General features: G+C 69.0%; 26 protein-coding genes and 1 pseudogene. 11 read left to right on the forward strand and 16 right to left on the reverse strand.

Going from position 1 to position 25,290, the window contains the following annotated elements; translation table 11 throughout:
- Window positions 1-145: 145 nt before the first annotated feature.
- Window positions 146-2,041, reverse strand: a complete 1,896-nt coding sequence (gene typA / locus ABFX45_RS08455; protein WP_109632357.1) for a translational GTPase TypA — start codon at window positions 2,039-2,041, stop codon at window positions 146-148.
- 165 nt (window positions 2,042-2,206) lie between these two features.
- Here typA and ABFX45_RS08460 point away from each other — a divergent pair, with 165 nt between their 5' ends.
- Together ABFX45_RS08460 and ABFX45_RS08465 are read left to right on the forward strand one after the other, a co-directional pair.
- Window positions 2,207-2,350: a hypothetical protein gene (locus ABFX45_RS08460; protein WP_170154674.1), complete on the forward strand. Its 144-nt coding sequence runs from the start codon at window positions 2,207-2,209 to the stop codon at window positions 2,348-2,350.
- Window positions 2,347-3,243: a S41 family peptidase gene (locus ABFX45_RS08465; protein ID WP_346128812.1), complete on the forward strand. Its 897-nt coding sequence runs from the start codon at window positions 2,347-2,349 to the stop codon at window positions 3,241-3,243. The genes ABFX45_RS08460 and ABFX45_RS08465 overlap by 4 nt, the downstream gene beginning before the upstream one ends.
- On the opposite strand, the gene ABFX45_RS08470 is transcribed toward ABFX45_RS08465, so the two are convergent.
- Window positions 3,240-3,542 (reverse strand): YciI family protein, encoded by a 303-nt coding sequence (locus ABFX45_RS08470; protein WP_109632353.1) that lies wholly within the window; start codon window positions 3,540-3,542, stop codon window positions 3,240-3,242. The genes ABFX45_RS08465 and ABFX45_RS08470 overlap by 4 nt on opposite strands.
- Before the next feature lie 168 nt (window positions 3,543-3,710).
- Here ABFX45_RS08470 and trpS point away from each other — a divergent pair, with 168 nt between their 5' ends.
- On the forward strand, window positions 3,711-4,634 hold the full coding sequence (gene trpS / locus ABFX45_RS08475; protein WP_109633231.1) for a tryptophan--tRNA ligase: 924 nt from the start codon (window positions 3,711-3,713) through the stop codon (window positions 4,632-4,634).
- On the opposite strand, the gene ABFX45_RS08480 is transcribed toward trpS, so the two are convergent.
- The 3 genes from ABFX45_RS08480 to ABFX45_RS08490 are packed head-to-tail and all read right to left on the reverse strand — an operon-like array spanning window position 4,627 to window position 7,379.
- Entirely contained in the window at window positions 4,627-5,400 is a 774-nt protein-coding gene (locus ABFX45_RS08480) for a (deoxy)nucleoside triphosphate pyrophosphohydrolase (RefSeq protein ID WP_233439209.1), read from the reverse strand. The genes trpS and ABFX45_RS08480 overlap by 8 nt on opposite strands.
- A gap of 9 nt (window positions 5,401-5,409) precedes the next feature.
- Window positions 5,410-6,669, reverse strand: a complete 1,260-nt coding sequence (locus ABFX45_RS08485) for a sensor histidine kinase (RefSeq protein WP_109632351.1) — start codon at window positions 6,667-6,669, stop codon at window positions 5,410-5,412.
- Entirely contained in the window at window positions 6,666-7,379 is a 714-nt protein-coding gene (locus tag ABFX45_RS08490) for a response regulator transcription factor (RefSeq protein ID WP_170154752.1), read from the reverse strand. Before ABFX45_RS08490 ends, ABFX45_RS08485 begins: the two co-directional genes overlap by 4 nt.
- Before the next feature lie 371 nt (window positions 7,380-7,750).
- Between ABFX45_RS08490 and ABFX45_RS08495 the strand changes: the two genes are divergently transcribed.
- Genes ABFX45_RS08495 through ABFX45_RS08505 form a run of 3 tightly spaced genes read left to right on the forward strand, consistent with a single transcriptional unit; the run spans window position 7,751 to window position 10,643 of the window.
- Complete coding sequence (locus ABFX45_RS08495) at window positions 7,751-8,842, forward strand: LolA family protein (protein ID WP_346128816.1); 1,092 nt, start codon at window positions 7,751-7,753, stop codon at window positions 8,840-8,842.
- Entirely contained in the window at window positions 8,839-9,843 is a 1,005-nt protein-coding gene (locus ABFX45_RS08500) for an ABC transporter ATP-binding protein (protein ID WP_109632344.1), read from the forward strand. The genes ABFX45_RS08495 and ABFX45_RS08500 overlap by 4 nt, the downstream gene beginning before the upstream one ends.
- Window positions 9,840-10,643 (forward strand): ABC transporter permease, encoded by an 804-nt coding sequence (locus tag ABFX45_RS08505; protein ID WP_109632342.1) that lies wholly within the window; start codon window positions 9,840-9,842, stop codon window positions 10,641-10,643. The genes ABFX45_RS08500 and ABFX45_RS08505 overlap by 4 nt, the downstream gene beginning before the upstream one ends.
- 64 nt (window positions 10,644-10,707) lie before the next feature.
- On the opposite strand, the gene ABFX45_RS08510 is transcribed toward ABFX45_RS08505, so the two are convergent.
- Genes ABFX45_RS08510 through ABFX45_RS08525 form a run of 4 tightly spaced genes read right to left on the reverse strand, consistent with a single transcriptional unit; the run spans window position 10,708 to window position 15,030 of the window.
- Entirely contained in the window at window positions 10,708-11,466 is a 759-nt protein-coding gene (locus tag ABFX45_RS08510; RefSeq protein ID WP_109632340.1) for an SDR family oxidoreductase, read from the reverse strand.
- Window positions 11,467-11,477: 11 nt separating this feature from the next.
- Window positions 11,478-12,431, reverse strand: a complete 954-nt coding sequence (locus tag ABFX45_RS08515; RefSeq protein WP_109632337.1) for an ABC transporter ATP-binding protein — start codon at window positions 12,429-12,431, stop codon at window positions 11,478-11,480.
- A complete protein-coding gene (locus ABFX45_RS08520; RefSeq protein ID WP_428834107.1) occupies window positions 12,431-14,056 on the reverse strand; it encodes an ABC transporter permease in 1,626 nt (541 codons plus the stop codon). The genes ABFX45_RS08515 and ABFX45_RS08520 overlap by 1 nt, the downstream gene beginning before the upstream one ends.
- On the reverse strand, window positions 14,032-15,030 hold the full coding sequence (locus ABFX45_RS08525) for a thiamine ABC transporter substrate-binding protein (RefSeq protein ID WP_109632335.1): 999 nt from the start codon (window positions 15,028-15,030) through the stop codon (window positions 14,032-14,034). The genes ABFX45_RS08520 and ABFX45_RS08525 overlap by 25 nt, the downstream gene beginning before the upstream one ends.
- A 137-nt stretch (window positions 15,031-15,167) precedes the next feature.
- On the opposite strand from ABFX45_RS08525, the gene ABFX45_RS08530 reads away from it, so the two are divergent.
- Entirely contained in the window at window positions 15,168-15,461 is a 294-nt protein-coding gene (locus tag ABFX45_RS08530) for a 4a-hydroxytetrahydrobiopterin dehydratase (RefSeq protein ID WP_109633225.1), read from the forward strand.
- Window positions 15,462-15,520: 59 nt separating this feature from the next.
- Complete coding sequence (locus ABFX45_RS08535; protein WP_346128820.1) at window positions 15,521-16,504, forward strand: glycoside hydrolase family 88 protein; 984 nt, start codon at window positions 15,521-15,523, stop codon at window positions 16,502-16,504.
- Here the strand turns inward: ABFX45_RS08535 and ABFX45_RS08540 are convergent.
- The 5 genes and pseudogenes from ABFX45_RS08540 to ABFX45_RS46840 all read right to left on the reverse strand — a co-directional run.
- Window positions 16,421-17,635: a mannosyltransferase gene (locus ABFX45_RS08540; protein WP_346128822.1), complete on the reverse strand. Its 1,215-nt coding sequence runs from the start codon at window positions 17,633-17,635 to the stop codon at window positions 16,421-16,423. The genes ABFX45_RS08535 and ABFX45_RS08540 overlap by 84 nt on opposite strands.
- A 274-nt stretch (window positions 17,636-17,909) precedes the next feature.
- The gene (locus ABFX45_RS08545) at window positions 17,910-18,065 is read right to left on the reverse strand and encodes a DUF6131 family protein (RefSeq protein WP_086662791.1); all 156 of its coding nucleotides are present in this window, start codon (window positions 18,063-18,065) and stop codon (window positions 17,910-17,912) included.
- 56 nt (window positions 18,066-18,121) lie between these two features.
- Window positions 18,122-18,460 carry a tetratricopeptide repeat protein gene (locus tag ABFX45_RS08550; protein WP_346129110.1) on the reverse strand — a complete coding sequence of 113 codons (339 nt, stop codon included), beginning with the start codon at window positions 18,458-18,460 and terminating at the stop codon, window positions 18,122-18,124.
- Window positions 18,358-19,512 carry a hypothetical protein gene (locus ABFX45_RS46835; protein WP_346129122.1) on the reverse strand — a complete coding sequence of 385 codons (1,155 nt, stop codon included), beginning with the start codon at window positions 19,510-19,512 and terminating at the stop codon, window positions 18,358-18,360. The genes ABFX45_RS08550 and ABFX45_RS46835 overlap by 103 nt, the downstream gene beginning before the upstream one ends.
- A gap of 65 nt (window positions 19,513-19,577) precedes the next feature.
- Window positions 19,578-21,011: pseudogene (locus tag ABFX45_RS46840) on the reverse strand (AfsR/SARP family transcriptional regulator); the annotation flags it as partial.
- Between ABFX45_RS46840 and ABFX45_RS08565 the strand changes: the two are divergent.
- A complete protein-coding gene (locus ABFX45_RS08565; RefSeq protein WP_346128825.1) occupies window positions 20,903-21,694 on the forward strand; it encodes an SAM-dependent methyltransferase in 792 nt (263 codons plus the stop codon). The pseudogene ABFX45_RS46840 and the gene ABFX45_RS08565 sit on opposite strands and share 109 nt — an antisense overlap.
- 56 nt (window positions 21,695-21,750) lie before the next feature.
- Here the strand turns inward: ABFX45_RS08565 and ychF are convergent, their stop codons facing one another.
- Window positions 21,751-22,830, reverse strand: coding sequence for a redox-regulated ATPase YchF (gene ychF / locus ABFX45_RS08570; RefSeq protein WP_109632321.1), 1,080 nt, complete (start codon window positions 22,828-22,830; stop codon window positions 21,751-21,753).
- 80 nt (window positions 22,831-22,910) lie between these two features.
- Here ychF and ABFX45_RS08575 point away from each other — a divergent pair, with 80 nt between their 5' ends.
- Window positions 22,911-24,197: a bifunctional transcriptional activator/DNA repair enzyme AdaA gene (locus tag ABFX45_RS08575; protein ID WP_346128828.1), complete on the forward strand. Its 1,287-nt coding sequence runs from the start codon at window positions 22,911-22,913 to the stop codon at window positions 24,195-24,197.
- Window positions 24,194-24,691, forward strand: coding sequence for a methylated-DNA--[protein]-cysteine S-methyltransferase (locus ABFX45_RS08580; RefSeq protein WP_109632317.1), 498 nt, complete (start codon window positions 24,194-24,196; stop codon window positions 24,689-24,691). Before ABFX45_RS08575 ends, ABFX45_RS08580 begins: the two co-directional genes overlap by 4 nt.
- On the opposite strand, the gene ABFX45_RS08585 is transcribed toward ABFX45_RS08580, so the two are convergent.
- Window positions 24,688-25,077 carry a hypothetical protein gene (locus ABFX45_RS08585; protein WP_112228811.1) on the reverse strand — a complete coding sequence of 130 codons (390 nt, stop codon included), beginning with the start codon at window positions 25,075-25,077 and terminating at the stop codon, window positions 24,688-24,690. The genes ABFX45_RS08580 and ABFX45_RS08585 overlap by 4 nt on opposite strands.
- Window positions 25,078-25,290 lie beyond the last annotated feature (213 nt).

Raw genomic sequence — 25,290 nt, forward strand, 5'->3', positions numbered from 1 at the left:
GTTTGGCGGGTCGGCGCCTTGCGGCCGGCGCGGGAGCGTCGCCGTGGCGGGTGCTCGCCACCCCAACCACCCCGGACACGACGAAGGGCGGCCAGGCCGTGGCCCAGCCGCCCCTGTCAGGCGTTACGTCAGTTCAGCGCGTGAATCAGCCGCGCTGCTTCAGCCGCGACCGCTCGCGACCCCGCAGGTTCGCGTCCAGCGTCACCTTGCGGACGCGGACGACCTCCGGCGCCACCTCCACGCACTCGTCGGAGGCGCAGAACTCGAGCGCCTCCTCCAGCGAGAGCTTGCGGGGGCGGGCCAGGGTTTCCATCACGTCGGCCGTCGAGGAGCGCATGTTCGTGAGCTTCTTCTCACGGCAGACGTTGACGTCGAGGTCCTCGGCGCGCGGGTTCTCGCCCACGACCATGCCCTCGTAGGTGTCGGCGCCCGGCTCCACGAAGAACGTGCCGCGGTCCGCCAGCTGGATCATGGCGTAGGCGGTGATGGAGCCCGCGCGGTCGGCCACCAGGGAGCCGTTGTGGCGGGTGCGGATCTCGCCCGCCCACGGGCCGTAGCCCTCGGAGACGGCGTTGGCGATGCCGGTGCCGCGGGTTTCGGTCAGGAACTCGGTGCGGAAGCCGATGAGGCCCCGGGACGGCACCACGTAGTCCAGCTTGATGCGGCCCGAGCCGTGGCCCGACATGTTCTCCATGCGGCCCTTGCGGTTGGCGAGGAGCTGCGTGACGGCGCCGAGGTGCTCCTCGGGGCAGTCGACGGAGAGGCGCTCGAACGGCTCGTGGATCTTGCCGTCGACGGTGCGGGTGACGACCTGGGGCTTGCCCACGGTCAGCTCGAAGCCCTCGCGGCGCATCTGCTCGACCAAGATGGCCAGCGCCAGCTCGCCGCGGCCCTGGACCTCCCAGGTGTCCGGGCGCTCGGTCGGGAGGACGCGCACGGACACGTTGCCGACGAGCTCGGAGTCGAGACGCGACTTCAGCAGCCGGGCGGTGAGCTTGGTGCCGCCGTTGCGACCGGCCAGGGGTGAGGTGTTCACGCCGACGGTCATCGAGATGGCGGGCTGGTCGACGGTGATCCGCGGCAGGGCCTCGGGTGCGTCGGCGTCGGCGAGGGTGTCGCCGATCGTGATCTCCGGGATGCCGGCGATGGCGACCAGGTCGCCCGCGTGGGCGACCTCGGCGGGGATGCGCTCGAGGGCCTCGGTGATCAGCAGCTCGGTGATGCGGACCTTGACCGGCTCGCCGTCCTCACGGCACCAGGCGACGGTCTCGCCCTTGCGCAGCGTGCCGCGGTGGACGCGGCACAGCGCGATGCGGCCGAGGAACGTCGAGGCGTCGAGGTTCGTGACCAGGGCCTGCAGCGGGCCGTCCACGTCGACCGTGGGGGCCGGGATGTGGTCGAGCAGCACCTGGAACAGGGTGTCGAGGTTCTCCTCGTCCGGCAGGCCGCCGTCCTCCGGCTGGTTCAGCGAGGCACGGCCGGCGCGCGCCGAGGCGTAGACGACCGGCAGGTCCAGCACGGACTCGTCGGCGCCGACCTCGGTGGCGAGGTCCAGCAGCAGGTCGTGAGCCTCGTCGACGACCTCGGAGATCCGGGCGTCGGGGCGGTCGACCTTGTTGACCAGCAGGATCACCGGCAGACCGGCGGCCAGCGTCTTGCGCAGGACGAACCGGGTCTGGGGCAGCGGGCCTTCGGAGGCGTCGACGAGCAGGACGACACCGTCCACCATCGACAGCGCGCGCTCGACCTCACCACCGAAGTCGGCGTGGCCGGGGGTGTCGACGACGTTGATGATCACGTCACCGTCCGGCGTGTGCCTGCGCACAGCCGTGTTCTTGGCGAGGATCGTGATGCCCTTCTCACGCTCGAGCTCGCCGGAGTCCATGACCCGGTCGACGAGCTCGGCACGCGCGGAGAAGGCGCCGGACTGGCGCAGCATGGCGTCGACCAGCGTGGTCTTGCCGTGGTCGACGTGCGCGACGATCGCGACATTGCGCAGGTCAGTGCGCGTCTGAAGGGCAGGCGCGGTGGCCGTGGGCACGCAGAACTCCTAGAGCTTCGAAGGCGTTGGAGGGGCTCGCGCCGGACACGTCAATGCGCACAGCCGTACACCAGAGTACCGGCCGCGTCGGCATTACCACACAAGAGTGCTAGTGAAGTGAGCCTCACCTACTCTAGCGACACGTGCCGGAGTGGAGTGCAACCAGTGGGTAAGAAGCTCAAGAAGAAGTGCTGCCGGTCGAAGCCGCAGTGCAAGCGGTGCCCGGTTCCGTTCCTGCTCAAGGAGCGTGACAAGGCCCGCAAGAAGGCTGCGAAGAAGGCGGCCAAGGCGGCGAAGAAGGCCGCGTGATCAGGTATGTCCTCCTGGTCCTGCTGCTGTTGAGCACGGGCGTCGGAGAGCCCGTCTCACCGGCTCGCAGCTACCTCGACACCGCCCTCGACCTGCTCCAGCAGCACTCGATGGAGAGCTCCGCGGCCGACTGGCCGCGGTTGCGTGCTGAAGCTCACCGTGCCGGCGACGCCCACGACGCGATCCGGTGGGTGATCGGTGAGCTCGGCAACCCGCACACCGTCCTGCGCACCTCACCCAGCGGCGGCCCTCCGCCCTCCATCCGCGAGGTCCCCGGCGGCCGGATGATCGGCTCCACCGCCTACTTGAAACTGCCGCAGACCTCTTCGGACAACGGCGAGACGTACGTCGAGTCCGGCCGGTACCTGCTGCGCGACCTCCTCGCCGCACGACCGTCGGGCTGGGTCGTCGACCTGCGCGGCAACCACGGCGGCGACATGCACCCGATGCTCACCGTGGTCGCGCCGCTGCTCGGCGAGGGCAAGACGGGTTCGTTCGTGCACCCGGACGGCACCACGACGGACTGGGGCATCCGCGACGGCCACGTCCACGACGGCGAGAGGATCTGGTTTCCGCAGGTGGAGATGCCTCCCGCGGTCAACGGCCCGGTCGCCGTGCTGATCGACGGCGGGACCGCGAGCTCGGGGGAAGCCGTGCTGCTCGCGTTCACGGGCGCCGCCCGCACGCGCAGCTTCGGCGAGCCGACCGCCGGTTACGCGACGTCCAACGAGCTGTTCCTGCTGCCCGACGGCGCGCGGCTCGCGATCACCACCGCGTACATGGCAGATCGCACCGGCAGGACGTACGGCAACACCCCGATCGCCCCGCAGACGCTCGTGGACAGCGACGAAGCGCTCGACGCGGCGATCGAGTGGCTTGCCGAACAGACCTAGTGCTGCAGCACGGCCTCGTTCAGCTTCATGAGCTCAGGCGCCGTCCGCGTCGCCTCGAACTCGCAGATCTCGTACTTCACGAGCTTCTGCTCCGCCCACGGGTCCGTGGCGAGCAGCGCTTCGAGCTTGCCGCGGGGCATGGGCCGCGTGATGATCACGCCGCCGGTCCTCGGCACCTGACGCCCTGAGGCGAGGAACAAACCCCGCTCGTACTGCTTCTCGACCCACGCTCGGTGGTCGGGCAGGGCGTAGTCGATCTGTTCCAGTGGCGCGGCGTACTTCAGCAGCACGATGAACATCCTCCAACGGTAGTCCTATACTCGTGATCGTGCGCACTCTGAACGCCTTCTGGTGGGCCGCCTTCAGGCGGCCGGAGTAGCTGTGCGCTAAAGCGAACACAGGCCGCCCGACACGGGCGGCTTTTTTGTGCGTTCGTCCGGGCGGTCCTTCACGAAGGGACCATGACCATGATCCGTTTGTCCGCCATCACCCCGTCGGGCCAGGTTCACCTGGGCAACTACCTCGGGGCGCTGCGCACCTGGGCCCGCGAGGGCACCCAGGACGACGTGTACTTCATCAGCGACCTGCACGCGATGACGTCGTCGCACAATCCGCAACGCCTCCGATCGATGACGCGCGAGCAGCTCGCCGTTCTCGTCGCGTCAGGCATCGACCCGGCGAGCGTGTGTGTGCAGAGCGACCTGATCCGCGAGCTGGGAGCCCTCAACTGGGTCCTGGAGTGCACCTGCACGTACGGCGAGGCCGCGCGCATGATCCAGTTCAAGGAGAAGTCGCTCGGCCGTGACTCCGTGCGCCTCAGCCTGCTCACCTACCCGGTGCTGATGGCCGCGGACATCCTGCTGCAGGGCACCGCGGAGGTCCCGGTCGGCGAGGACCAGCTCCAGCACGTCGAACTGGCCCGTGCCCTCGCCCGCCGCTTCAACAACGCGTACGGCGAGGCGTTCGTCGTCCCGACGGCCGTGGTCCCGAAGGTGGGCGCCCGCATCAAGGACCTTTCCGACCCCACGCGCAAGATGGACAAGTCCGCGCAGAACTCCACGGGTGTCGTGTTCGTCCTCGACGACCCGGACCTGGTGCGGCGCAAGGTCCGCCGCGCAGTCTCGTCCACCGAGGGCATCGCGAACCTGACCGAGATCCTCGCCTCCTGCACCGGCAAGGACCCGGAGGACTACACGAGCAGGTTCGCCGACCTCAAGAACGTCGTGGCCGAAGCCGTCATCGAGGAACTGCGCCCGGTCCGCGACCGCACGCTGGAACTCCTCGCCGACCCGGCGGAACTGGACCGCATCCGCTCCTCCGGCGCCGACCGGGCCCGCGACCGCGCCCAGCACCGCCTGAACGCGGCCCTGCGCCTCTCCGGACTCATGTGATGAGCTGCTGAAGGGCAGGCACCAGCACCCGGTCGGCCGGCAACCAGTCCACGCCGGGCAGCTCGCCGGCGGTGAGCCACCGGACAGCGTTGTGCTCCAACGCTTCCGGCTCACCGCCGCCGAGCTGAGCCGCGTAGATCCGCAAGATCATGTCCTTTTTCAACGGCACGTCCGGCCCGACCTGCTCGCCGACCACGACCGGCACGCCGAGCTCTTCCACGCACTCCCGCGCCAGCGCCTCTTCCGGCTTCTCGCCGTCCTCCACCCGCCCGCCGGGCAGTTCCCACTGCCCCGCATGACTTTCGGGATAGGCCCGCTGCTGCGCCAGCAACCGTCCATCCCGGACGATCGCGGCCCCGACCACGACCCCGGCCTCGCCCAGCTCCCGGCACCGCTCCGCCAGCAACGCCGACCGCTTCTCCAGCACCCGCAGGGCCATCCCGCGCCCGACGGTGACGTCGGCGAACCGCCCGACCATCCCGCCCACCGTCGTCCACGCGACCCGGTCGACCACCATCGTCCCGGCCCCGGTGACCACGAGATCCGTGTGCAGCTCCAGGAAGTCCCCCGCCGCCGACACACCGGACAGATCAGCCCGCGTCACCGTCAACTTGACCCCGAACGGCCCGGTGAGCACGTCCCCGAGGCACAACAGCGCGCCAGGCACCTTCACCCCGAACCCGGTGATCAGCGAGGTCTCCAACAGGGCACCGGCAACAGCGGCAACAGGTGCGTCGACCAGCGCCGACGCTCGCAACTCTGGCACCTGCGCTGCCTACCAGGACGGCCAGCGAATCTCCAAACGCGCACCACCAGCAGGTGACTCAGCGGCCCGGACCGACCCGTCCCGCCGCTGCACCAGATGCGCCACCAGCGCCAGCCCGAGGCCAAATCCACCCGACCGCCGTCCACGGTCCTCCTCAACCCGGTAGAACCGGTCGAACACCTTGGCCCGATGCTCAACGGGAATCCCGTGCCCGTCGTCGTCCACCAGCAGCCGCACGTCCCGCCCCACCGGCGCCAGCGTCACGGTGATCGTCGAGTACGCATACCGAGCCGCGTTCCGCATCAGGTTGTCCAGCACCAGCTCGACCTCGGACCGGCTGGCCCTGACCAGACAGGCCGACGGCGGCGCGTTCAACCGCACCAGCAACTCGGTGTCGAGCCGCCCGATGGCCGCCTCGGCCTCCAGCACCAGGTCCACGGCCTCAGCCCGAGGCGGCGCCCCCGTGTCCGCCCGAGCCAGGATCAACAGCGAGTCCACCAGCGCACTGAGCCGGATCGACTCCTCGACCACCGACTCCAGCACCTCGATCGAGAAGTCAGGATCCGGATGCGCCACCGCAACCTCGGCCTGCGCCCGCACAGAAGCCACCGGCGACCTCAACTCGTGCGCCGCATCCCCCGTGAACCGCCGCAACCGATCCGAAGCCTCATCCCGCCGGGCCAGCAACGCGTTGAGCGCCTCGGCCAACGCCTGCAGCTCGTCCCGGGAAGGCGGCACCGGCAACCGCTCCCCGTGCGGCAGCTCCCCAGCCGCCACCCGCATCCGCTCCACCGGCCGCAACGACGACCGCACCGCCAACCACGTGGCAATCCCCACCAGCCCGGCCACCAGGACCGCCGCCACAGCCAGCCACCGAGTCCCCAGCGTGTTGGCCTTCTCGTACCCCAGCAAGGTGCTCCCGAACACCTCGAGCCGAGGCGTCCCGTCCCCTCCGAACACCACCCGCCCCCGCCACCGCTGCGCCGACTCCCCTTCGAGCCGCAGCACGGGTTCCCCGGACTTCAACATCCGAATGTCCTGAGCCGTCAACGGAAGCGGCGGCCCTCCGTCCACCGGCACCCCGGACACGTCCAGCAACCGAGGCTCGGCCTTGGCCAGCTCCTGGTCCACCGCCGTGATCTGGATGAGCCCGATCAGGGCAGGCGCCAGCCCGGTGAACGCCAGCAAACACAACAAGGCCACCCCGGTGGCCACCACGGTGATCCGGAAGCGCAACGTGCGCCGCAACCACCAGCGGCGAGGACTCACTTGTTCCCCAACGCACTGTCGAGGTCCGGAGTGGACGCGATGTACCCGTGCCCCCGTACGGTCCGCACAACCTCCCCAGCTCCCACAGCCTCCAGCTTGCGCCTGAGGTACCCGACATACACCTCAACCGCATTCCGCGTAGCAGCCTGCTCGTCCCCCCAAACAGCCCGCAACAACTCGTCCTTGGTGACCACCGACCCGGCGCGCGACGCCAGCACGTCCAGCACCGCGTACTCCCGAGGACTCAACGAAACATCCGTCCCAGCCCAACTGACTTCCCTGAGCCCCCGATCAATGACGAGCTCCCCCAGCGTCAGCTTCCGCCGAGCCCCACCCCCACGCCGCAACAGCGCCCGAACCTGAGCCACCAGCACCACAAAGCTGAACGGCTTCACGAGATACCCATCGGCCCCGAGATCCAGCCCGTCAGCCTGGTCGATCTCCCCGTCCTTGGCCGACACCATCAACACGGGTGTCCGCACCCCATCTGCCCGCATCCGCTGCAACACCCGGTACCCCGACAGCCCAGGCAACATGATGTCCAGCAACACGACGTCAAAAGCCCCGGTCAACGCCACCCTCAACGCAGTGGGCCCATCAGAGGCCGTAACGACCTCCATACCTTCAGCCGCCAGCCCACGCTCCAACGCCCGGCGCACGCCGACTTCGTCGTCCACGACCAGCACTCGAGGCTTCACACCGCACAGCATGCCGCTCCGAGCCTCGTCCCGCCCGCAAGATCTCAGCCGACTCTCAGCAACCACCCCTCTCTCGCGAAGCCGCAGGCGAGCAAAGGCGACGGCGGAGCTGAGCTGCTTTTAGCAACGCGCCGCTGCTGGGGTAGGTCCATTGGCGGGGTCTGGGGCGGAGCCCCGGGAAACCCTCGCAACCGGCACATGACAGAGCAATCCGGCCACCTATGAACAACGAACCGGAACCCGCCAACGCAACCCGGGTGACGACCCACGCACCCCGCGCGCACCCAAAACCGAGCACAAAACCCCAGGTAGAACTAGTCTCAGCATCATCTCAGCAACCCGCCCCCAAGCTAGACCTACAAGCCCTTGGAGGAGGGGACAGGATGAACAAGCGAAAGGTGACCCTGGCCGTAGCAACGGCCGGAGTGCTCACCGGTGCAGCAGGCCTGAGCCTGCTAGCCATGCCAGCAGGCGCAGGCCAGCCACCATCTCTACCCGATATCGCCCCGGAAGCCCTGGTAGAACAGGTCATGACCGTCAAGCCGGGCGCGTTCGGCGGCACAGTGGAGGTCGACAACAAGCTGGGCCTCCCGGCAATCGCAGAAATCCCGCAGCTGGCCGACGGCAAGCACAGCGGCAGGATCTGGACCGACGGCACGGGCAAGCTCCGGCTGGCCCTCCCGAACGGCCAGTCCGAGCAGACCATCGTGGACGACGGCAAAACCACCTGGTCCTGGAACTCCCAGACCAACGAGGTCACGAAGTCCGAACACAAGGCCGACCCCAAGCCCGAGAACAAGGACCAGGACAAGAACTCCGCAGAGCAGAAGGCGATCGACCCGGCCACCGCGGCCAAGGAGATCGTCACCATGACCAAGGAGTTCAGCGAGATCAGCGTCGACGGCACCGCACGGGTCGCCAACCGCGCAGCCTACGAACTGGTCCTGACCCCGAAGCCCACCGAGAAGACCCTGATCCGCGAGGTCAGGATCGCCGTGGACTCCGAGCTGAAGATGCCCCTGCGCGTGGCCGTGCTGACGAACGGCACCGCGGAACCGGCGGGCACGGTCGGCTTCACGCAGATCAACGTGGGCCCGCAGGATCCGAAGCTGTTCGAGTTCACCCCGCCGGCCAACGCCAAGGTGACCACGCCGGAGGCCAAGGAAGCCGAGTCGCGCGAGAAGCTGCCGGAAGCAGGCCTGGAAGCGGCCCTGCACGGCAAGGACCCGCAGATCTTCGGCACCGGCTGGGACTCGGTGATCGGCGCGAGGATTCCCGCTGAGGCCATGACCCAGGTGCCGGCCGAGGCCCAGGGCCTGGTCGACAGGTTCACGAAGAAGGTCAGCGGCAGCTGGGGCTCCGGCAACCTGTTCACCACGAAGGTCGCCACGATCCTGATCGCGGACGACGGCCGGGTGGTCGCGGGTGCCGTTCCCGAGCAGGTGCTGTCCGACACGATCGGACAGGTGAAGTGACCACCTCGACCAGCGCGCCGGTGACAGCACCAACGCAACAGGCTGTCGCTGCGCGGACCAGGGGTCTGCGCAAGGAGTACGGGAGCACGGTCGCCGTCGACCGCGTCGACCTCGAGCTGCCGGAAGGGGCCGTGCTCGGCATGCTCGGCCCCAACGGGTCGGGCAAGACGACCACGATCCGGATGCTGCTCGGGTTGGTGCGGCCGACACAGGGGGAGATCGAGCTGCTGGGCCGGTCGTTGCCGGACGGTGCCGAGCAGGCGCTGCCGCACGTTGGCGCGCTGGTCGAGGGTCCCGGGTTCCACCCGTTCCTGTCGGGGCGGGAGAACCTCATCAGGTGTGCCGCGTTCGAGCCGCTCCTCGAGAAGCGCGACATCAAGCACGCCGTCGAGGACGCGCTCGAACGCGTCGGGCTCGCCCAGGCCGCACACCGCAGGTACCGCGGGTACTCGCTCGGCATGAAGCAACGCCTCGGCCTGGCCGCGGCGTTGCTCGTGCCGCGCAAGCTGGTCGTGCTCGACGAGCCGACCAACGGTCTCGACCCTGCGGGCACGCGGGAGATCCGCAAGATCATCGCGGAGCTGCACGACCAGGGCAGCACGGTGCTGGTCTCCAGCCACCTGCTGAGCGAGGTCGAGGCCACCTGCACGCACGTCGCGGTGCTCCACCGCGGAACCGTTGTGGCGCAAGGTGAACTGACCGAGCTGCTACAGGCGGGCGGCTCGGCGCTCCAGGTCATCACCCCGGACGTCGAGACCGCGCTCAGCGCACTTCGGCAGGCGAAGATCTCCGCACGGCCGCTCGGCGAGGGCCTGCGGGTCGAACTCGCAGGGACGTCGGCACCGCAGGTGATCGAAACGCTGGTGAAGGCCGGCGTCGGGGTCTACGAGGCGACGCGGTGGAAGACCGGCCTTGAGGAGCTGTTCGCGCGGCTCACCGAGGCCGAGGAGGCCGAGCGCGGAATGTCCGCTGTGGACACGCTGGACGGGGGACCGCGATGATCACGCGTCAGTTCGGTTCCGAGGTGCGCTGGATGCTGCGCAGGCCGCGGACCCTCATCGGCCTGTTCGGGCTCGTCCTGGTGCCGATCATCATCAGCTTCGGCATCTGGACCGCCGGTGAGGACGGCGGCGGCGGGCCGGGTCTCGGCGCGATCATCCAGGGCAACGGCATGGTCGTGCCGATCTTCACCCTGTTCCTGTCGCTCAACCTGCTGCTGCCGCTGGTGGCGTCGATCTGGGCGGCGGACGGTCTCGCGGGCGAGGCGCAGCACGGCACGTTGCGCGGACTGCTCGTCGCCCCGGTGTCACGGGTGCGGCTGCTGTTCGTGAAGCTCTTCGGGCTCACCGCGATGTCGCTCTTCGCCGTCACGCTGATGGCGGTCGTGGGCATCATCGCCGGCACCGCGTTCCTCGGCATGAACGGCATGATGACGCTGTCCGGCACCACGCTGAGCACCGGAGAAGGCCTGCTGCGCATCGCCTTCTTCATCGTGCTGGTGACGTTCCAGATGGTGTCGATCGGCGCGGTCGCCCTCGCCGTCAGCTCGACCACCGAGCACCCGCTGGTGGTGCAGGCGGCGACGATGACGACGATCATCGTGTTCCAGGTGCTGGGGCAGTTCCCGTCGCTCGACTGGCTGCACCCGTTCCTGATCACGACGGGCTTCCCCGGCCTGGTCGACGTGATGCGAGACCCGATGCCGCTGAACCAGATCTGGGACAGCACGCTGCTCGCTGGCTGCTACCTGCTGATCGGCACGGGCCTCGCCGCGATGCGCCTGATCACGAAGGACAGCTAGAAGTTGATGAGGGGAGCTTTCCTCAACCTGACGTCGGGGAAAGCTCCCCTCATCAACCTCAGAGCTACCGGAACCCGCCCTCGCTGTTGATCACCTGACCGGTGATCCACTCGGCGTCGTCGGTGCAGAGCCAGGAGACCAGCCGCGCGGCGTCGTCCGGCTGGCCCCAGCGGCCGAGCGGCATCCGCTCCCGCACCCACTCATGTGTCTCCTCTGTCGCATAACCGGTGTCGGTCGGGCCGGGGTTCACGGCGTTGACGGTGATCCCCTGCCTGATCAGCTGGTGGGACAACGTCGGCATGATGCCCACCAACGCACCCTTCGCCGCGGCATAGGCGATCTGACCTGGCATCGGTCCGAGGTTCTGCCCGGACGTCATGAACACGACCCGGCCGCCCTTCGCGCCGTCGTGCTGTTCGGCAAACGCTTGCGTCAGCAGAACCGACGACCGGGTGTTCACCGCGTAGAGCGCGTCGATCTTGGCCGCGCTCAGCTCACCGAGCCCTCCGTCAGGCCCACTGCTCGCGTGGTTGCACACCAGCACGTCAACGCGCCCGTAAGCCTTGACCGCAGCCGCCATCAACTGCTCCGGCGCGTCCGGCAGAGCAAGATCGAGCCCGAGGTGCTCCACCCGACCACCGATGCCGGCGATCACGTCCTCGATCGAGTCCGCACCCCACGGCTGCTCGGCGTCGTGCGCCACGTGGTGCTGCACGAACAGATCAGCGCCCAGCCCGGCCAGCCGCCGCGCGGTCGCGTACCCGATGCCCTGCCGCCTGCTCACTCCGGTGACGAGGGCTACTCGTCCTTCAAGATGTCCCATAGTACTTCCAGCTAACCGATTCGAGCAACGCCGTCCAAGTCAATTTCGAGCCGAACCCGGTCCCCGACCTCGGTCATCGGGCCAACGGCCTCGTACTCCTCGCCATCGATCTCCACCAGCAGCCGCACGTGGTCCCGCCGATGCACCCGCTCCAGCACAGTGCCCTCGAGCGGCCCCGCCGGATCAACGCGCAACGCCGTGGCCCGCAGCCCAACCCGTCCAACCGAAAGCCCCACGAACGAACCGGGCACGAACTTGTTGCACCCCAGGAACTTCGCGGTCTCCACGTCGACCGGCGACGACCACACCTCGGCCGGCGGCCCGACCTGGACGATCCTGCCGCGCGACATGATCGCCACCCGGTCGGCCAGCGTGAACGCCTCGTCGTGGTCGTGCGTCACGACCAAAGCCGTCGTGGCGGCCTCTCGCAGCAACCGCGCCAGGTCGACCGCGAGCTGCTCTCGCAACGCCCGGTCCAGCGCCGACAACGGCTCGTCCAGCAGCAGCAACCGCGGTGAGGGGGCCAGTGCCCGCGCCAGCGCCACCCGTTGCTGCTCACCGCCGGAAAGCTGCGTCACGCGCCGATCCGCGTAACCCTCGAGCCCGACGAGCTCCAGCAGCGACAGCACCCGCTTGTCGCGCGACTCGCGCTCGACCTTCTGCATCCGCAGTCCGAAAGCCACGTTCCCGGCCACCGACCGGTGCGGGAACAGCTGCCCGTCCTGGAAGACCAGCCCGAACTCGCGCCGGTGCACCGGCACCCCTGCCAGGTCCGCCGAGTCCCAGCGGACGGAGCCGGAGGAAGGCTTCTCCAGCCCGGCGATCGTGCGCAGCAGCGTCGACTTCCCGCACCCCGACGGCCCGAGCAACGCCACGACCTCGCCGTCCGCCACCGAAAGCGACACGTCCGACACGGCGACCGTCTGTCCATATCGGACGGTGATCGAGTCAAGTTCCAGCGCCATCAGAACTCCCCGCTGCTCGGCACGCGCAACCGTTCGATCAGCAGCACGCACCCGACCGTGACGACCATCAGCAGCGCACACGCCGCGTAGGCCATCTGGCTGTTCAACTCCCCCGGCCGCGACATCAGCCGCGCGATCACCACCGGCAACGTCGGTGCGTCCGGCCGGGCCAGGAAGCTCGTCGCCCCGAACTCACCCAGCGCCACCACGTACCCGAACCCTGCCGCCGCCACCAGCGACCGCCCCACCAGCGGCAGGTCCACCTCACGCCACACGCGCAGCGGCGAGGCCCCCAACGTAGCCGCCGCCTGCCTCAGCCGTTCGTCCACGGCCCGCAACACCGGCAGGACCATCCGCACGATCAACGGCGTCACCACCAGCGCCTGCGCCAGCGGCACCAGCAGCGGCGAAGTGCGGAAGTCCCCCGGCAACGCGTCCATCGTCACCAGGTAGCCGAACCCGACCGTCACCGCGGACACGCCGAGGGGCAGCATCAGCGCGGTGTCCAGCACCTCGGCGATCCGGCCACCGGACCGCCGCAGCCCGACCAGCACCACGGCCGAGAACACTCCGACCACCAGCGCCACCACGGTCGCGTCGAACGCCGTCCGCACCGAGTTCAGGGCCGCGTCGAACCCGGTCACCGCCAGCGTCCCGCGATCTCCACGGGTGGCGAGCGCGGCATACCCGGCGAAGCTCCAGCCGTCCCGAGTCGACAGCGACCGCGTCACCAGCCCGACCACCGGCGCCAGCAACGCCACCACGACCAGACCGGCCCCGGCGACGACGTACCACTCACCCCCGGACGGCCGCCGCGCCAGCTCTTCCCTGTCGCGCAACGACAACGCGGTCTCCCGCCGCCGCCGGGCCAGCGCACCCAGCACCAGCACCGCCAGCACCGCCGCGAACTGCAGCGCCGACAGCGCGGCCGCCCCGGACAGGTCGAACAGCTCGACGGTCCGCAGGTAGATCTCGGTCTCCAGCGTCCGGTACCGCGACCCGCCCAGCACCAGCACCACACCGAAACTGGTGGCGCAGAAGAGAAACACCACGGCAGCCGCGGACCCGATCGCGGGAGCCAGCGCCGGCAGCACGACCGACAGGAACGCCCGCGGCCGGGAAGCCCCGAGAGCCCGAGCCGCGTCCTCGGCCCGCCGATCGGTGTGCGCCCACAGCCCGCCAACGGTCCGCGCGACCACGGCGACGTTGAAGAACGCGTTGGCCAGCACGATCGGCAGCACCCCGCCGTCGGGCCAGAACGTGCGGAACGCCAGTCCCACCACCACGGTCGGCAGGACGAACGGCACCATCACGGCCGCACGCACCAGCCCGAGCCCGCGAATCCGGCACCGCGCCAGCACGAACGCCACCGGCAGCCCGGCGATGATCGCCACCACCGTCGACGCGAATGCCTGGCCGAGCGTGAACGCGACCAGCTCCCAGGTCTCGGCGGAGAACAGCGCCTTGAGCACGCCGCCCTCGTCCAGACCCAGGGTGACGATCGCGAGCACCGGCCAGGCGAAGAACAGCGCCAGGAAGGCCAGCGGCAGCAGAGCCGCCGCCGACCAGCCAGAACGCGCCCCGAAGAGCCGGGTCCTGCTCAGCCCTGCACGAGCTTGCGCCACTGCTCGACCCAGGCTTCGCGGTTGTCCTTGACCTTGTCCGCGGGCAGCGTCTGCGGGTTCGGCGGCAGCGGCGCGTCCTTGGCCCACGACTCGGGCAGCGCGACACCCTCACGCGACGGGTAGACGTACATCTGCTCGGCGACCTGCGCCTGGAACTTCTCACCCAGCAGGAAGTCCAGCACCTTCTGCGCGTCCGCGGAGTTCTTGGCCCCCGCCAGCACGCCCGCGTACTCGACCTGCCGGTAGCAGGTGCCGAGCACGGCCTTGGTCTTCCCGCCCTCGGCCGACGGCGACGACGCGTACGAGACGACGATCGGCCGGTCGCCCTTGGTGGCGGAGAACTCCTGGTTGTAGGCCTCTTCCCAGCCGCTCACGACCTTGACGCCGTTGGCCTTGAGCTTGGTCCAGTACTCCTGCCAGCCGTTCTCGCCGAACTTCGCGATCGTGCCGAGCAGGAACGCGAGACCGGGTGAGGACGTGGCCGGGTTCTCCACGACCAGCTTGTCCTTGAACTTCGGGTCGGTCAGGTCCTCGTACGAGGCCGGTTCAACCCCGCCGAGCTTGGCCGGGTCGATGTTCAGGCACACGTCGCCGACGTCGACGGCGTGGAGGCGCCCGGTGTCGTCGACCTTGTACCGCTGGGCGCCCTTCGTGGCCTCCGGCGAGGCGTACTCGGCGAACACGCCCTCCGACAGCGCCCGTGACGCGAAGGTCGAGTCGACGCCGAACGCGACGTCGCCGATCGGGTTGGACTTGGTGAGCACCAGCTTGTTCGTGAGCTCACCCGCGTCACCGCTCGCGATCTGCTTCACGGTGATCCCGGTGGCCTTCTGGAACTCGTCGAAGAGGCCTTCCTTCACCACGAACGAGTCGTGCGTCACCAAAGTGACCTCGTGCGTTTGCGGCGCGGTCGAAGTACCGGCCGAACAACCGGTCAGCGCCAACGCGGCGAGAACAGCAAAAATCCTTCTCATCCAAATCTCTCCCTACGCCGGTATGACCCGGATCAGGTGGACGGTCGAGGGCTTGCGAGCCCTCCTCTCAGCCCGGCGCTTCACCGGACTCCCGTGGCAAACGCGCAGCTTACGTGACGTGGTGGGACGATCAGGACATGGCCGAGCTGTTGAGCGACGATCAGCTGAACGACGTGCTGCCCAAACTGCCCGACTGGGCCGCCCAGGACGCGGCACTGGTGCGCACCGTGGAGCTGGAGAGCTTCGCGCAGACGATCATGGTCGTGAACCGGATCGCCGAGATCGCGGAGAACGACAACCACCACCCCGACATCGACATCCGCTACAAGACCCTGACATTCCGCCTGAGCACTCATTACAAGGGAGGAATCACCGCGCTGGACGTGTCTCTCGCCGAGGAAATCGACGGAGTCCTGGACGCGTTGGCCTGATTCGGTCAAGATGTGCGCTGCCGCCGCCCGCGGATATGAGAGGGAACACCCTCATGCGGTTGCGCACACCACTTTTCGTCGTGGCACTGGCCGGCAGTCTTCTGATCGCTCCCGCGGCCGCTCAGGCCGTGCCCTGTGCCGTGACGGACGTGATGATCAAGGCCAGTCAGGCCTGGGTCACCAGGGGCACCGGCCTCACGGCGAACAACTGGTCCAACGCGAACTTCCACGTCGGCAACATCGCGCAGGTCAGGACGACCGGGATCAGCAACCACAAGACGTGGCCGTGGGTCCGGGCGAACAAGTTCCTGCTGCCGATCGACCCGGCGAACCCGTACGCCCCGGACCCGCAGGCGAGCGGTGAGGCCTACCTGGCGGTCTCGTTCTTCCACCCGGAGCCGGAGGTGCTCCAGCCGCTGCGGGACAACCTGCGCGCCCAGGTGAAGACCGGCAGGACCGACTTCTGGAAGTCGCCGGACGCGCTGACCATGTCGCTGCCGTCGTTCACCCAGGTCGCCGTACGCGACCTCGACCAGGACATGCTCGACTACTCGTACCGGTCCTACCGCAGCCTCAAGAAGAGGACGTTCAACGAGGTCACGGGCCTGTGGAGCCGGAACGTGCAGACCAACGGCTGGGCCGTGCAGGGTCTCGCCAAGGCGATCCTGGCGCTGCCGGCGGACAGCCCGTACCGGGCCGACTACGCCAGGACGCTGCGCAAGAGCGCGCAGACGTTGCGGTACCTGCAGCGCCACGACGGCTTCTGGGGCGCCACCGGCAAGGACTCGGCGGCCACCGCGATGATCACTTACGCGTTCGCCGCCGGCGTCAACACGGGCGTGCTCGACCGGGACACCTACCTGCCCCTCGTGCGGAAGGGCTGGCAGGCGCTCCTGACCGCGGTGGACGCCGACGGCCTGCTCGGCTGGACGGCGGCCCGCAACTCCTGGAAGCCCGCCTCAGCCGGAGACTCGGCTGGGTTCGCCGTCGGCAGCTTCCTCCTCGCCGGGCAGCAGCTCGTTCCTCTTACGCCGGGCTGCTAGGCCGATCGCGACGAGCGTGAGCATCCCGGCCGCCGGGTAGCCCCAGCCGAGCAGCATGAAGTACCAGGGACGCGAGAAGTCCCAGATGTTCGGCTGGGCGATCAGCAGGAACGAGATGAGGTAGCCGCCGGTCAGCAGCACCCACAGGCCGGCGGCGATCTTGCACAGGAGGTGTTCGCCCTCGTAGATCAGCCACAGGAGGGCGGGCACCATCCACACCCAGTGGTGGCTCCACGAGATCGGCGAGACCAGCAGGCCGAGCATCTGCACGCTGACGATCAACGCCAGCGCGTCCTTGGTCTTGCTGACGGCGAACCACGTCAGCGCGGCGGCGACGAGCACGCCGAGGATGTACAGCTTCCCGGTCCCGACGTCGTCGCCGATCGTCCGGCTCAGCGCACCGCGCAGCGACTGGTTGATCGCGCTGCCGACCGGTCCCACGCGGCTCGCGTCACCGAGCAGCTGGAACCAAAACTTGTCGGACTGCGAGGGCGAGACGGCCCAGCCGATGCCGTACACCGCGACGAACGCCACGAAGGACCAGACAGCGGCCATCCATCGGCGCTGAATGAGGAAGTAGAGCCCGGAGATCGCGGGCGTCAGCTTGATGCCCGCGGCGAAACCCACACCGGCGCCGGCGACCCAGTTGCGCGCACTGGCCAGCGTTCCGATCAGGATCGCCACCAGGACCAGGTTGATCTGGCCGTAGTTCAGCGTCGTGCGCACCGGCTCGATCCACAGCGTCAGCGCGGTCCACAGCATCACGCGGCGCGGGTCGTGCAGGTTCAGCAGCTTCAAGCTCGTGCGCACGATGTAGTACAGGCAGCCGAGGCAGATGAGCTGCCAGATCCACCGTGACGCTTCCCACGGCACCCAGCTCATCGGCGTGAAGATCGCGGCCGCGAACGGCGGGTAGGTGAACGGCAGCGGGAACACGTCCGCGTACTGCTCGAGCCGCCACTCGTACAGGTCGCCCTTGAACAGGTGCGGCGACCCGTTGCGGTAGACCAGCAGGTCGATCATGGTCATCTTCGCCTGGAAGGCGACCATCAGCAGGTGCCCGACGACCGACAACGCGAGCAGCCACGGTGCTACGGAGAGCACACGCGCTTCCACAGCACGGAGTTTCACCCCGAAAACGTTACCCGAGGCAACTTCCGGGGGTACCCGAGCGTCATCTGAACGGGAGAGATCGCTAGAGGGAGTTTTGCTGATCATGTCTGTTGATCTTGTAGTTGCCGCTGTCGCCGCTCTGGCCATGCTGGGGGTCGCGTTCGGAGTGTTCGCCGCTGCCGCTCGCACCAAGGGCAACGTCTGAAACACTTGCCAGACAAGCGAAAGGGAGAACCTCCATTGTGGAGGTTCTCCCTTTCATCTTTCCGAGTGGAAAGAGGACGCTTGTGCGTCAGAAGTAGTGCGCACGACCGCCGACCGGCTTGCCCACAGCGCCGAGGACGGCGAGGATGGCGCCGATCACCAGAAGCACCACTCCGATGGTCGTCAGAATGCTGATACCGGCCAGCCATCCGACGACGAGCAGGATCAGACCGAGAACGATCATGACACCTCCAGGTGGGGAATCCTGCTCTTGGCTACCCCACAGACGTCGGTACAAACCTAATCGAGTGAACTGAGCAGTCCGCGCACCTCGTCCGCCTCCTCCGGGCGTTGCTTCTCGTAGCTGACCAGCGCCTCCCCGAGCAGGTCCCGAGCGGTTTCGCGTTCCCCGGTCGCCATGTGGACCTTCGCCAGCCGCACCAGAACCGCGGCGAGCGTGTACGTGTCCCGGGTGTGCCGCAACATCCGGATGGACGTCTTCAGGTGCCCGGCCGCCTCCGCATACCTGCCGAGCTTCACGTAGACGTCGCCCAGAGTCTCGTAGGCCGTGCTGGCGGCGATGGAGCCGGTGTGGGCCAGCTCGACGAAGAGCGCGTGTGCCTCAAGACAGAGTTCGATCGCGCGTTCGCTCTCGCCCGCCAGGTGGTTCGCTCTGCCGTACGAGGCCAGGAAGCTGCTTTCTCGAACTTGCTCTCCAGACGTTCGCTGAGGGGATGCACCCGGTGCAGGATCGCCAGGCCGTCCACGGCCCTCCCCTGCAGTTCGCACATGTAGGCCAGCCCGCGAGCGTCGTTCAACTGCCCGCTCACGTCGTCGAGCTCCTCGTCACAGCGCAGAGCTTCGGCCAGGTAGGACTCCGCCTGGGCGAAGTCCCGTTTCGCGAGATGAACGGCTGCCAGCGAGCGGTTGAGGCGCGATTGCCCGAAGACGCTGCCGTCGCGTCGCGCGGCAGCGAGCCCACGCGTCTCGACGTCGACCGCTTCGTCGAGATGCCGTCTGCGCAACAGGTACATGTGCACGGAGTAGGCAAAGGTCCACAGGACGTCGTCCGCCCCGGTCTCCTCCATCTGCCTGAACACGCCCAGCAACACGTGGTGTTCGGCGTCGTACCAGTCGAAAGCGGCCTCCACGTTCGCGACCGGCTCCACCACCACGAACTCCGCCGGCCGCGGCAGGCCGGGCCAGCGGATGCCGCTGCCCTCGACATTCCTGCAGGCCGACCAGGTGGTGTGGAGGTAGTGGTCGAACATCCGCTGCCGCGCCGCGGACCGCTGTTCTTCCGGCAGCTCGGCGGCGCAGTCGGCCGCGAACTCGCGCAGCAGGTCGTGCAGTCCGAACCTGCCGTTCGCACCTGTGTGGACGAGGCTGCTCGCGACGAGCTCCCCGAGCGCCCGCCGAACCTGTCCGACCGGCAGTCCGGCGAGGCCTGCCGCGGCGGCGACGCTGAAGTCCGGGCCGGGGTGCAGGCCGAGCAGCAAGAACACCTTGGCGGCCTGCTCGCTGACCGCCCGGAGCGACCACGAGAAGACCGCACGAAGACCGGTCGTCGGGTCATCGATGTCGAACCCGTCGAGCCGTTCCTGCTCCAGTTCGTCCGCCAGTGCCGTGAGCGGTCCCCGCAGGCTGCGCGTGCGGCGACGATGCCCAGCGCCAACGGCAGTCCCGCACACCTCTCGATCAGGCGGGAGACCGCGTCCGGCTCGGCGACGACCTGTGCCGCGCCGATCCGCTCGGTGAGCAGATGCACCGCGGCCTGCTCACCGAGGACGTCCAGGGCGACCGGTTGAGCACCCTCGCGCGCGACGAGCCCGCGCAGGTGGTTGCGGCTGGTGATCAGCACCAGGTTGGCGGAGCCGCCGGGCAGCAGCGGCCGGACCTGCTCGACGTCCCGGGCGTTGTCGAGCACCAGCAACACCTGCCGCTGGGCCAGCGCCGACCGGTAAGCCGCTGTCAGCGCCTCCTCGGACGCCGGAACGTCCTTCGCGGCGACACCCAATGCCAGCAGGAAGTCGCGGGCCACGGTGAACGGGTCCAGCGGTTCGGCCCGCGTGTCGAAACCGCGCAGATCGACGTAGAGCTGACCGTCCGGGAACCGGTCGGCGACCTGGTGCGCCCACTGCAGCGCGAGCGCGGTCTTGCCCACACCGCCGATGCCGTTGATGGCCGAGATGAGCACCGGTGCACCGGGCCGGATGGCGAGCATCTCGGTCAGCCGCGACAGTTCGTGCTCGCGGCCGACGAAGTGCGGGACCCCGGCAGGGAGCTGACGGGGGACCGAGACGGCAGGCACCTCGCCACTGAGCACGAGTTCGTGCGCCTCGCGCAGCCGCGGGCCGGGGTCGACGCCCAGTTCGTCGGCGAGATGGTCACGGACCTCCTGGTAGACCGCGAGCGCCTCGGCCTGCTGGTTGGACCGGTGCAGGGCGAGCATCAGCTAGGCCCAGAACGTCTCACGCAACGGATATTGGTTCACCAGTCTTCGCAGTTCCGGCACCAGCACGTCGGTGTCCCGGCCGAGGTCCTGGTCGATGCGGCGTTCCAGCGCGACCACGTGCTCCTCCACCAGCAGCGGCACGTCGTCGCGGTGCAGCGACTCGGACGCGACGTTCGCCAGCACGGGGCCACGCCACAGTTCCAGCGCGGCACGGTGGTCACCGCGAGCGGTCAGTGCCCGGAAGCGGGTGAGGTCGAGTTGTTCCGGTGAAACAGCTGCCGAGTAACCGCGCGACGACGTCTGGAGGCAGTTCGCCTCCCCGAGCGCCTGGCGCAGTCTGCTCACCGTCATCTGCAACGTCTTGTAGGCACGGTCACCGGCAGGCGGCTCGCCGTCCCACACCCGGTCGACCAGCTCGTCGACCGGCACGAACTCGTTGGCACGCAACAACAACGTGGCAAGCAGCACGCGGCCGCGCCCCGCCGGGACCGCGACAGGCTCCCCGTCGGCGAGCACTTCCAACGGCCCCAGCACGCGATACTCGACGATCACGCTGGACGAGTCTAGGTGCGCGGCCTGAGACACGCGCTCGACGCGAGACGCAGTCTGGTGCCAGCCTTCAACACATGCAGGCAGTGAGCAGGACAGCGCTGTGGGTCGCCTCGATGCGCGCGACGGAGGCCGCACGACCGGACCGGTTGCACGACGATCCACTGGCAGCGGCCGTCGTGGCATCCGCCGAGCAGGAGATCCCATCGGCCCCACCGGGCGCGGCGGAGTTCATGGCGATCCGCACGCGCTTCTACGACAACTTCCTCGTGGACTCCGCTCGTCAGGTCGTCGTGCTCGCCGCCGGCCTGGACGCCCGCGCGTTCCGCCTGCCATGGGCGCCGGACGTCCGCCTGTTCGAACTGGACCTGCCGGAACTCCTCGCCTTCAAGGACGGGGTGATCGCCACTGCCGACCTCACCGCGGCCTGCACCCGCGTCGTCGTGCCGGTCGACCTGCGCGACGACTGGACCGCCGCGCTGTCCGCCGCCGGGTTCGCCGCGGACCAGCCCACGGCGTGGGTCGCGGAGGGCCTGCTCCAGTACCTGAGCGAGCCGGACAAGAAGCGCCTGCTCGACACGATCTCCGGCCTGTCCGCGCCCGGCAGCCGGTTCGCGTTCGACCACATGGACGCCTCGGCCGACGACCGCGAGGCCGTGGTCGACGCGCTGGAGAAGATCAGGAGCATGGGCGCGGAGTTCGTGGCGACGGTCGACGACCCGGCGGGCTGGCTGACCGCGCACGGCTGGACCGTGGCGGTGGACCGCATCCCGGCGCTCGCCGTCGCCTACGGGCGGCCGCTGCCGGACTTCATGGACCCGGCAGCGGCGAACGCGACCGCGCTGTGCACGGCCGCCCTTCCCGCCTGATGAACGAGCACAGCGCGTCCCACTAGCTGCAGCTCGGCACGGATGAACACGACATGTCAGACGTTGAAGCGGAACTCCACCACGTCACCGTCGGCCATGACGTAGTCCTTGCCCTCCATGCGGACCTTGCCCGCCGCCTTCGCGTCGGCCTTCGAGCCCGCCGCGACCAGGTCCTCGAACGACACGACTTCGGCCTTGATGAAGCCCTTCTCGAAGTCCGTGTGGATGACACCCGCGGCCTGCGGGGCCGTGGCGCCCTGCGGGATCGTCCACGCGCGCGCCTCCTTCGGGCCCGCGGTCAGGTAGGTCTGCAGACCGAGGGTGTGGAAACCCGCGCGCGCCAGGGAGTGCAGACCCGGCTCGTGCTGACCGATGGACTCCAGCAGCTCGCGGGCCGACTCCTCGTCCAGCTCCAGCAGCTCGGACTCGACCTTGGCGTCGAGGAACACCGCGTCTGCCGGGGCGACGAGCTCGCGGAGCTCCTTCATGCGGGTCTCGTTGCCCAGCACGCCCTCGTCGGCGTTGAAGACGTAGAGGAACGGCTTCGTGGTGAGCAGGGAGAGCTCGCGGATCAGCGCGGGGTCCACCTCGGCCTGGGCGGAGAACAGCGTGCGGCCGGAGTCGAGGATGTCCTTGGCCTTCTGCGCCGCTTCGAGGGCGGGGCGGCGGTCCTTCTGCATCCGCGCCTCCTTCTCGAGGCGCGGGATGGCCTTCTCCAGGGTCTGGAGGTCGGCGAGGATCAGCTCGGTGTTGATCGTCTCCATGTCGGAGGCCGGGTCCACGCGACCGTCGACGTGCACGACGTCCGGGTCGTCGAAGACGCGGATGACCTGGCAGATCGCGTTGGCCTCGCGGATGTTGGCGAGGAACTTGTTGCCGAGGCCCTCGCCCTCCGACGCGCCCTTGACGATGCCCGCGATGTCGACGAACGACACGACGGCAGGCACCTCGCGCTCGGAGCCGAAGATCTCGGCGAGCTTGGTGAGGCGCGCGTCCGGCAACGGCACGACGCCGACGTTCGGCTCGATGGTCGCGAACGGGTAGTTCGCGGCGAGCACGTCGTTGCGCGTGAGCGCGTTGAACAGGGTGGACTTGCCGACGTTGGGCAGGCCGACGATACCGAGGGTCAAACTCACGGGGGACGAGTCTACGGCAGGCCACGGTCATGTCCGATTCCCGCGAGCCTTTGCCCGTTGCCGCTGGCAGGATCGTTGGCATGGTCATTGACGAAGAGCACGCGTACCGGGTGTGCGCCGCACGTGACGCCCGCTTCGACGGGTGCTTCATCCACGCGGTCCGCACGACCGGCATCTACTGCCGGCCGTCGTGCCCCGCAGTGACCCCGAAGCGCCGCAACAGCCAGTTCTTCCTGACGGCGGCCGCCGCCCAGTCCGCGGGCTTCCGCGCCTGCCGCCGCTGCCTGCCGGACGCCGTGCCGGGCTCACCGGAGTGGAACCTGCGCGCCGACCTGGCCGCCCGCGCGATGCGCCTGATCAGCGACGGCGTGGTCGAACGCGACGGCGTCACGGGCCTCGCCTCCCGCCTGGGCTACTCGGAACGCCACCTGACCCGCGTCCTGACCGCCGAGCTGGGCGCCGGCCCACTCGCGCTGGCCCGCGCCCACCGCGCCCACGCCGCCCGCCTGCTGATCGAGACGACCGAGCTCCCGTTCGCCGACATCGCCTTCGCCGCGGGCTTCGCCTCGGTCCGCCAGTTCAACGACACCATCCGCATGGTCTTCGCCTCGACGCCGTCCGACATGCGCGGCCGTGGCAAAGCTCCGGTCGGCACACCGGGCCGGATCGTCCTGCGTCTCCCGTACCGCCAGCCGTTCGACGCGGCTGGTCTGCTGGCCCACTTCCGGCGCCACGCCCTGCCCGGCGTCGAGGAGGTGACCGCCGACTCCTACGCCCGAACGCTGTCGCTCCCCCACGGCGAAGCCACCGTCCGCCTGACGTTTCCCGCCGACCACGTCCTGTGCTCGCTGCGCCTGGCCGACATGCGCGACCTGGGCGCGGCCGTCTCCCGAGTCCGCCGCCTGCTGGACCTCGACGCCGACCCGGTCGCCGTCGACTCGTTCCTGGGCAAGGACCCCGTGATCGGCCCGCTCGTCCGCGAAACGCCAGGCATCCGCGTCCCGGGCAGCGTCGACGGCGCCGAAACCCTCCTGCGGCTGGTGGCCCATTACGCCGGCGTGCCCCTGCAGGTCCCGGACGGCACGCTCACCCACCTCTACTCGGCCGCAGACCACCCCGTGACCGAGGCACTGGCGACCGGCAGACTCGCGGTGGACGTGGGCCGCTCCTTCGAGGACCTGACCGAAGAACTGACCCCGTTGGTCGGCCCGTCGATCGCCGACGAGGTGGCCATGCGGGTGGTGGGCGCACCGGACGTCCTGGTGCTCCCCCCTGCCCTGCGAAACCTGACTTCCCACGGCCCAGATTGGCGACCGTGGCGCTCCTACGCCGGAGCACACCTGACGAGGAAGGCTGCAACATCATGAGCGTCGCACACACGTCCACTGTGGACACCCCGGCGGGGCCGTTCACCGCGATCGTCGCGCCGGACGGAGCGGTGCTGGCGAGCGGCTGGACCGCCGACATCGCCCTGCTGACCCCCCAGATCCACCCGTCACTGGCCCCGTCCTCGGTCACCCCGCGCACCGACCTGGGCGACGTCACCAAGGCCGTGGTCGCCTACCACGAGGGCGACCTGACGGCGATTGACACGGTGGAGGTCCGCCAGAAGTCGGGCCCGTTCCTCCAGCACGCGTGGGACGTCCTGCGCACCGTCCGCCCCGGCACCCCGGTCACGTACTCCGAGTACGCCGAGATGTCCGGCCGCCCGGCAGCCATCCGTGCCGCGGCCTCGGCCTGCGCACGAAACTCAGCGGCCCTCTTCGTCCCGTGCCACCGCGTGATCCGCATCGGCGGCAACCTCGGCGGCTTCCGCTGGGGCCTCGACGTGAAGCGCTGGCTGCTGGCCCACGAGGCCTAACCGACGAGGTTGATCTCCGGCGGCCCGCTCATGGTCACCAGCTCCGTGCCGCACCGCGCGCACGAGCTGGTGACCGGCCAGACCATGTTGCTCTGCAAGGACTTCTGCTCACCGACCCAGTCGTCCACGCCGGAGTCGCGGCAGGTGTGGCACCCCACGCGGTAGTACACGCGAACCCACGGCTTGTCCCCCAGCTCGCTCCCCCGCTCGCCGGGCCGCTTGAGGTCGGCGAACGGCGACCACCAGAACGACAGCCGGTATCGCAGCGTCTCCACCCCGCCATCCGACGCGGTGTCGAACCCGGTGATCCTGATCGGCGCCGGATGCATCCCCGCGTCATCCAGGTCGTCCTGCCACTCCAGCTGCCGCCGGGACGAGTGGCACACACCCTGAGTCGCACCGTGTTGCAGCGCAAAGGTTCGCCCCACCCGGCGGCACACAAAACAATCATGGGAGTACTCCACCCGGTTCGACCACACGAAGTGGGCAGCCGGACTGACGGTGACGCGCGCGGTGACTTCCACGTGGGACAGCACGAGCCGAGGTTAGAGCCGCCCCACCAATTCGTCCACATGCGACACACACGCCGGCCTCAACCG

Origin of the sequence: Lentzea roselyniae, from assembly GCF_039537795.1 — a bacterium.
GTDB lineage: Bacteria > Actinomycetota > Actinomycetes > Mycobacteriales > Pseudonocardiaceae > Lentzea > Lentzea atacamensis.

Bases quoted from the DNA above. Each gene is read 5' to 3' on its own strand.
- ABFX45_RS08545 (WP_086662791.1), bottom strand. From the start codon at position 18,065: ATGATCGTTCTCGGTCTGATCCTGCTCGTCGTCGGATGGCTGGCCGGT.
- ABFX45_RS08530 (WP_109633225.1), top strand. From the start codon at position 15,168: ATGGCCGAGCTGTTGAGCGACGATCAGCTGAACGACGTGCTGCCCAAA.
- ABFX45_RS08515 (WP_109632337.1), bottom strand. From the start codon at position 12,431: ATGGCGCTGGAACTTGACTCGATCACCGTCCGATATGGACAGACGGTC.
- ABFX45_RS08495 (WP_346128816.1), top strand. From the start codon at position 7,751: ATGAACAAGCGAAAGGTGACCCTGGCCGTAGCAACGGCCGGAGTGCTC.
- ABFX45_RS08470 (WP_109632353.1), bottom strand. From the start codon at position 3,542: ATGTTCATCGTGCTGCTGAAGTACGCCGCGCCACTGGAACAGATCGAC.
- trpS (WP_109633231.1), top strand. From the start codon at position 3,711: ATGATCCGTTTGTCCGCCATCACCCCGTCGGGCCAGGTTCACCTGGGC.
- ABFX45_RS08510 (WP_109632340.1), bottom strand. From the start codon at position 11,466: ATGGGACATCTTGAAGGACGAGTAGCCCTCGTCACCGGAGTGAGCAGG.
- ABFX45_RS08525 (WP_109632335.1), bottom strand. From the start codon at position 15,030: ATGAGAAGGATTTTTGCTGTTCTCGCCGCGTTGGCGCTGACCGGTTGT.
- ABFX45_RS08565 (WP_346128825.1), top strand. From the start codon at position 20,903: ATGCAGGCAGTGAGCAGGACAGCGCTGTGGGTCGCCTCGATGCGCGCG.
- ABFX45_RS08505 (WP_109632342.1), top strand. From the start codon at position 9,840: ATGATCACGCGTCAGTTCGGTTCCGAGGTGCGCTGGATGCTGCGCAGG.
- ABFX45_RS08490 (WP_170154752.1), bottom strand. From the start codon at position 7,379: ATGCTGTGCGGTGTGAAGCCTCGAGTGCTGGTCGTGGACGACGAAGTC.
- ABFX45_RS08580 (WP_109632317.1), top strand. From the start codon at position 24,194: ATGAGCGTCGCACACACGTCCACTGTGGACACCCCGGCGGGGCCGTTC.
- ABFX45_RS08575 (WP_346128828.1), top strand. From the start codon at position 22,911: ATGGTCATTGACGAAGAGCACGCGTACCGGGTGTGCGCCGCACGTGAC.